The 5,474-nt window shown below is 69.3% G+C and carries 7 protein-coding genes and 1 pseudogene; 5 read left to right on the top strand and 3 right to left on the bottom strand.

The window, feature by feature from the left end; genetic code table 11:
* The first annotated feature begins 6 nt into the window (after positions 1–6).
* A pseudogene (locus ACE3TL_RS16495) lies at positions 7–294 on the top strand (DUF1153 domain-containing protein).
* A gap of 73 nt (positions 295–367) precedes the next feature.
* On the opposite strand, the gene ACE3TL_RS16490 reads toward ACE3TL_RS16495, so the two are convergent.
* Positions 368–757, bottom strand: a complete 390-nt coding sequence (locus ACE3TL_RS16490; RefSeq protein ID WP_374579751.1) for a RusA family crossover junction endodeoxyribonuclease — start codon at positions 755–757, stop codon at positions 368–370.
* A gap of 84 nt (positions 758–841) precedes the next feature.
* On the opposite strand from ACE3TL_RS16490, the gene fumC reads away from it, so the two are divergent.
* The 3 genes from fumC to ACE3TL_RS16475 are packed head-to-tail and all read left to right on the top strand — an operon-like array spanning position 842 to position 2,874.
* Positions 842–2,233 (top strand): class II fumarate hydratase, encoded by a 1,392-nt coding sequence (gene fumC / locus ACE3TL_RS16485; RefSeq protein WP_374579750.1) that lies wholly within the window; start codon positions 842–844, stop codon positions 2,231–2,233.
* Positions 2,234–2,280: 47 nt separating this feature from the next.
* Positions 2,281–2,562, top strand: a complete 282-nt coding sequence (locus ACE3TL_RS16480) for a type II toxin-antitoxin system CcdA family antitoxin (protein WP_374579749.1) — start codon at positions 2,281–2,283, stop codon at positions 2,560–2,562.
* Between the two features lie 3 nt (positions 2,563–2,565).
* Positions 2,566–2,874: a CcdB family protein gene (locus tag ACE3TL_RS16475; RefSeq protein WP_374579748.1), complete on the top strand. Its 309-nt coding sequence runs from the start codon at positions 2,566–2,568 to the stop codon at positions 2,872–2,874.
* Positions 2,875–2,880: 6 nt separating this feature from the next.
* On the opposite strand, the gene ACE3TL_RS16470 is transcribed toward ACE3TL_RS16475, so the two are convergent.
* Positions 2,881–3,897 carry a polyprenyl synthetase family protein gene (locus ACE3TL_RS16470; protein WP_374579747.1) on the bottom strand — a complete coding sequence of 339 codons (1,017 nt, stop codon included), beginning with the start codon at positions 3,895–3,897 and terminating at the stop codon, positions 2,881–2,883.
* A gap of 113 nt (positions 3,898–4,010) precedes the next feature.
* On the opposite strand from ACE3TL_RS16470, the gene ACE3TL_RS16465 reads away from it, so the two are divergent.
* Positions 4,011–4,766 (top strand): tRNA1(Val) (adenine(37)-N6)-methyltransferase, encoded by a 756-nt coding sequence (locus ACE3TL_RS16465; protein WP_374579746.1) that lies wholly within the window; start codon positions 4,011–4,013, stop codon positions 4,764–4,766.
* Here ACE3TL_RS16465 and ACE3TL_RS16460 read toward each other — a convergent pair.
* Positions 4,763–5,474: acyl-CoA thioesterase (locus ACE3TL_RS16460; RefSeq protein WP_374579745.1), on the bottom strand; the 712-nt coding region annotated here is incomplete at its 5' end. The genes ACE3TL_RS16465 and ACE3TL_RS16460 overlap by 4 nt on opposite strands.

The raw sequence follows: 5,474 nt of genomic DNA, 5'->3' as shown, positions 1-5,474 counted from the left end.
AAAGCCATGTTGCAACAACAGCAGACGCGCACGAACAGCCGTGGCGAGGCCTATGTCATCGGCCCGACGGGCGCGCCTCTGACCTTGCGCGACCTGCCCCCGCCGGACACCGGCCGCTGGGTGATCCGCCGCAAGGCCGAGGTCGTGGCCGCCGTCCGCGGCGGTCTGCTGACGCTGGACGAAGCCTGCGAGCGCTACTCCCTCCCCAACGAGTAATTCCGCGCCTGGCAGAAATCGACCCACCGCCACGGCCGGGCCGGCCGGCCCACGACCCGCCTGCAACAGTACCGCTGACCCCGTCCCCTCCGAGGAGGCGTCAGCCGACAGCGACCGCGCCGATCCCCGGCGCGGTCGTTTTCGTTTGCGCTCAGCGCTGGTAGGCCGCGCCCAGCAGGTTGACGTCCGAAAGCTTGCGCACCGTCACCGCGATCTGCTCGCGCTCCCCCGCCCGCCGCTCCACCAGCAGCCGCGCCACCTGGGCGTCGTCATGGAACGTGTAGCCCTTGATCGCGTCCAGGATCGCCTTGGCCAGGTTGTCGAGGTCGATCCATGGCGGGTCGCCGACATATTCCATCACGATATCGACGGCATACTCGCCCCAGCTCGGCCGCGAGCCGCGCCAGGCCTTGCGGAAGAACTCGTAGACCAGCGGCTTGTAGTACTTGGCCTGGGTGGTCAGGCCGTCGACCACCACCTCGAGCACGCCATCCGCCTCGCGGGCGCGCACCTTGCCGTGGGCTGTCCAATCGCCGTCCATGCCCCTCCATAGGCCCTGCGCGCCTTGCAGTCTCGCGCGCGTTCGCTAAACCGGCGCTGCGAACTTATCGGAGCCGAAAACACCATGACCGCGACCCGCACCGAAACCGACACCTTCGGACCTATCGAGGTCGCGACCAACGTCTACTGGGGCGCGCAGTCCCAGCGTTCGATCGGCAACTTCAAGATCGGCTGGGAAAGGCAACCCAAGCCGATCATCCGCGCCCTGGGGATCGTCAAGCGCGCCGCGGCCGAAGCCAATATGGAGCTCGGCAAGCTCGACCCGAAGATCGGCGCGGCCATCGTCGCCGCCGCCCAGGAGGTGATCGACGGCAAGCTCGACGACCATTTTCCGCTGGTGGTCTGGCAGACCGGCTCGGGTACCCAGTCCAACATGAACGCCAACGAGGTGATCTCGAACCGCGCCATCGAGATGCTGGGCGGGGTGATGGGCTCCAAGAGCCCGGTCCACCCGAACGACCACGTCAATATGAGCCAGTCGTCGAACGACACCTATCCCACGGCCATGCACATCGCCTGCGCCGAGCAGGTGGCCAAGGAGCTGATGCCGGCGCTGGAACACCTGCACGCGGCGCTGAAGGCCAAGTCCAAGCAGTTCGACCACATCATCAAGATCGGCCGCACCCACACCCAGGACGCCACCCCCCTGACCCTGGGCCAGGAATTCTCCGGCTATTCGCAGCAGGTGGCCGGCGGCGTGCGCCGGATCAAGGACACCCTCTACGGCCTCTATGAGCTGGCCCAGGGCGGCACCGCCGTCGGCACGGGCCTCAACGCCCCGATCGGTTTCGCCGAACTGGTGGCCAAGAAGATCGCCGACATCACCCACCTGCCGTTCGTGACCGCCCCGAACAAGTTCGAGGCCCTGGCCGCCCACGACGCCATGGTCTTCAGCCACGGCGCGATCAACACCGTCGCCGGCTCGCTGTTCAAGATCGCCAACGACATCCGCTTCCTGGGCTCGGGGCCCCGTTCGGGCCTGGGCGAGCTGTCGCTGCCGGAGAACGAGCCGGGCTCCTCGATCATGCCGGGCAAGGTCAACCCGACCCAGTGCGAGGCCATGACCATGGTCTGCGCCCACATCTTCGGCAACAACGCGGCCATGACCTTCGCCGGCGCCTCGGGCCACTTCGAGCTGAACGTCTTCAACCCGGTGATGGCCTACAACTTTCTGCAGTCCTGCCGCCTGCTGGCCGACGCCTCGATCTCCTTCACCGACAACTGCGTGGTCGGCATCGAGGCCCGCGAGGACAATATCAAGGCCGCGCTCGAGCGCTCGCTGATGCTGGTCACCGCCCTCGCCCCCAAGATCGGCTACGACAACGCCGCCAAGATCGCCAAGACCGCCCACAAGAACGGCACGACCCTCCGCGAGGAAGCGGTCGGCGGCGGCTACGTCACCGACGCCGAGTTCGACGAGGTCGTCCGCCCGGAAAACATGATCAGCCCAGGCTGATCGCTCGCCCGCGTGACGGGGGCGGCCTTCCGGGTTAGCCTCCGTTCATGGGCAAGGCCGAACTGAAGATCGAGGTCGACGAAGCGCTGCTGGCGCAGGCCGCAGAGCGCGGCCTCGATATCCCCCGCATCGTCGAGGAAGCCCTGAAACTCGCCCTGCCGCCGCCCGGCCTCGCCGAAGGCAGCGCCCCCGACTTCACGTTCGACAAGGCGCTAAGCGACGAGGAAAAGGCCCGCCGCTGGGCCGAGGAGAACGCCGAGGCGATCAAGGCCCAGCGCGAGCGGATCGACGCCGTCGGCATCTTCGGTGAAGACCTGAGGACCTGGTAGGTCTTGCGGCAATTCGATGTCTATCCGAACCCGTCACCCCGGTCGCGCACCCGGATTCCGCTGGTCGTTGTCGTCCAATCGCATCTATTGGCGTCGCATACGACGCTCGTAGCGCCGATGATCCCGCACGACGACCGTTCGGCCTTCACTGAAACCAGCATCGCCGCACGTGTCGGCGCCGCCGCCTACATCGTGCTGCTTGGCGAACTCGCCACTGTGGAAACCCGCCAATTGCAGCGCCCCATCGGCGACCTCCGCGACCACGAAGACGCCATCCGCCGCGCGCTGGACCGGCTTTTCACCGGCTTCTAGCCGGCTCTACGCCTTCCGCTGCACGGCGAAGTCGGCCAGGTCCTCCATAGCCGGGCGCCAGCTATTGCTGGAGGCGAAGTCGGCGAGCTGGCCCTTGGCGGCGCTCGCATAGGCCGCGGCCAGCTCCAGCGTCTCGGCGCCAGCGCCGGTCGAGGCGACCAGGCCGCGCGCCCGGGCGAAATCCTCGTCGGTCTGCTCGCGGCGGCCGACCGTGCGGTCCCAAAAGGGTTTTTCGGCCGCGCCGGTCCGCGCGATGGTCAACAGCAGCGGCAAGGTCGCCTTGCCTTCGCGGAAGTCGTCGCCGGCGTTCTTGCCCAAGGTCGCCGTATCGCCGCTGTAGTCCAGGGCGTCGTCCACCAGTTGGAAGGCCAGGCCCAGGTCCTGACCGAACCGGCGCAGCGCCTCGCACTGGCGGGGCGTAGCGCCGGCCGACACCGCGCCCGCCTCGGCGGCGGCGGCGAACAGCTCGGCGGTCTTGGCCTTAATGATCTCCAGATAGAGGTCCTGGGAGAGGTTCAGGTCGTGAGCGCGCGTCAGTTGCAGCACCTCGCCCTCGGCGATCACCCGGCTGGCGCGGGCGAGGATCTCCAGGGCCTGCATCGAGCCGGCCTCAACCATCAGTTCGAAGGCGCGCGCGAACAGGAAGTCGCCTACCAGCACGCTGGCCGGCGCGCCCCAGATCAGGTGCGCGGCCACCTTGCCGCGGCGAAGCTGCGAGGAATCCACCACGTCGTCGTGCAGCAGGGTCGCGGTGTGGATGAACTCGACCGCGGCGGCCAGCTTGATGCAGGCGTCGTCCTGCGCCCCGGCCACCCGGGCCGCGGCGATGGTCAGCAGCGGGCGCAGCCGCTTGGCCGAGCCCCCGATCAGGTGTTCGGCCAGGGCCGGAATCACCGAGACGGGGCTCTGCATCCGGTCTCGGATCAGGGCGTCGACCTTGGCCATGTCGGGCTGGGCGAGCTCCAACAGCCCGTCGATCGAGACGGGTCTTTCAGGGGCGATCGCGGCGCTGGCGGCGTCCAACTTACCTATAACTCCAAGACGTTCGGCGGTGTCCGCCGTTTGCGGGCGACAATGGTCACGCGTATGACCAGGGTCAAGGCGGGCTTAGCCGTCCTTCTGCCCAAATGGAACCCGTGCCGAAACAGACCGACGTCTCCGTGACGCAGGACCACGTCCTGGGCGGCCGGATCGCACTACGCCAGGGTGTGAACGGCTATCGCGCCGGAATGGATGCGGCGCTGCTGGCGGCCGCCTGCGACGCCCCCGCTGGCGCACGCGTGATCGAGGCCGGCTGCGGGGCCGGCGGCGCCTTGCTGGCCGCCGCCGCACGCCATCCTTCGGTGCGTTTCGTCGGCGTCGAACGGGACCCGGCCGCCGCCGCGCTCGCCCACGCCAACGCCGCGGCCAACGGCATGGAGGCGCGGGTCGACATCCTGAACGCCGACATCGCCACACCCTTCTCCAGACTGGCGCTCGCGCCCTTCGACCTGGCCATGGCCAATCCGCCGTTCTTCGATGATCCGGCGGCCCTGCGGGCGCCGGCGGCCGAGAAGCAAGGCGCCTGGATGGCCGATGGAGGCCTCGCCGCCTGGACCGCCTTCCTGCTGAGGGCGGTGCGCGAGGGCGGGACGATCCTGATGATCCACCGCGCCGACCGCCTGGCCGATATCCTCGCCCTCCTGGCGCCCAAGGCCGGCTCGTTCCAGGTGCGGCCGGTCCATCCGCGCGCCGAGGCGCCGGCCAAGCGCGTGCTGGTCCGGGCGATCAAGACCGGCAAGGCCCCGCTGGTCCTGCTGCCGCCGCTGGTCATGCACCCGGCGCAGGGCGCCAAGCACACGCCGCAGGCCGAGGCGATCCTGCGCGGTGAAGCCGCCCTAGCCTGGCTCTAGCCCTTGAACCAAACTACCTGATGCGAGACCGCCAGCAACTGGCCGTCGTCCGACCAGATCTCGGCGCTCTGATCGTTGAAACCGTGGCGGAAGGCGCGCACGTCGCTGACGCCCAGCACCGGCCGCGCGCCCTGCCGCGCCAGCGCCGCCTCATCGGCCATGAAATAGGTGGTCAGCGACACCGTACCGACCGGCGGCACGTCGCCACGCACCTGCAGGATCTTCACGACGAAGGTGTCGCAGATCGAGGCCAGGGCCACGAAGTCCAGCGGCCGCGGCGGTTCGTCCCGCACCCAGTTTCGCGACTGCGCCGGCTGCGGCGCCTCGGCCCCGCCCTCGAACATCATCGGCGCGCCCCGCTCGTAGCGGAACTCGTAGCGGCCCCGCCATCCGGCCCGCGCGGCGGTGTCGAGCGCCGGCAGGTCCTCGGGCGGCGGCATCGGCGGCGGCGCGGCCGGTGCATGGGCCCAAGTGTCGCGCTCGGCCCCCGTCACCACGCTGGCGGTGGTCGCCACGGCCTCGCCTTGCCGCATCTCCACCTGCCAGTGCTGGGTGGAACGTCCGTCGCGCACCAGCCGCACATGCACCTCGAAGGCGCCCTCCGCCACCGCCGCGCAGAAGTTCACCGTCTGGGCCACGGGCCGCCCCCGCCGCTGCGGGTGGTCCATCACCGCCTTCAGCATGATCGCGGCCGTCGCGCCGCCGAAC

The sequence above is a fragment of the Phenylobacterium sp. genome (genome assembly GCF_041920015.1).
Taxonomy (GTDB): domain Bacteria; phylum Pseudomonadota; class Alphaproteobacteria; order Caulobacterales; family Caulobacteraceae; genus Phenylobacterium.
Note: the sequence above shows the minus strand (reverse complement) of the source record. Positions and strands in the feature narration are given on the sequence as shown.

Excerpts from the sequence above, each read along its gene's own strand:
- ACE3TL_RS16490 (WP_374579751.1), bottom strand. The coding sequence starts at position 757 with ATGGACGGCGATTGGACAGCCCACGGCAAGGTGCGCGCCCGCGAGGCG.
- fumC (WP_374579750.1), top strand. The coding sequence starts at position 842 with ATGACCGCGACCCGCACCGAAACCGACACCTTCGGACCTATCGAGGTC.
- ACE3TL_RS16480 (WP_374579749.1), top strand. The coding sequence starts at position 2,281 with ATGGGCAAGGCCGAACTGAAGATCGAGGTCGACGAAGCGCTGCTGGCG.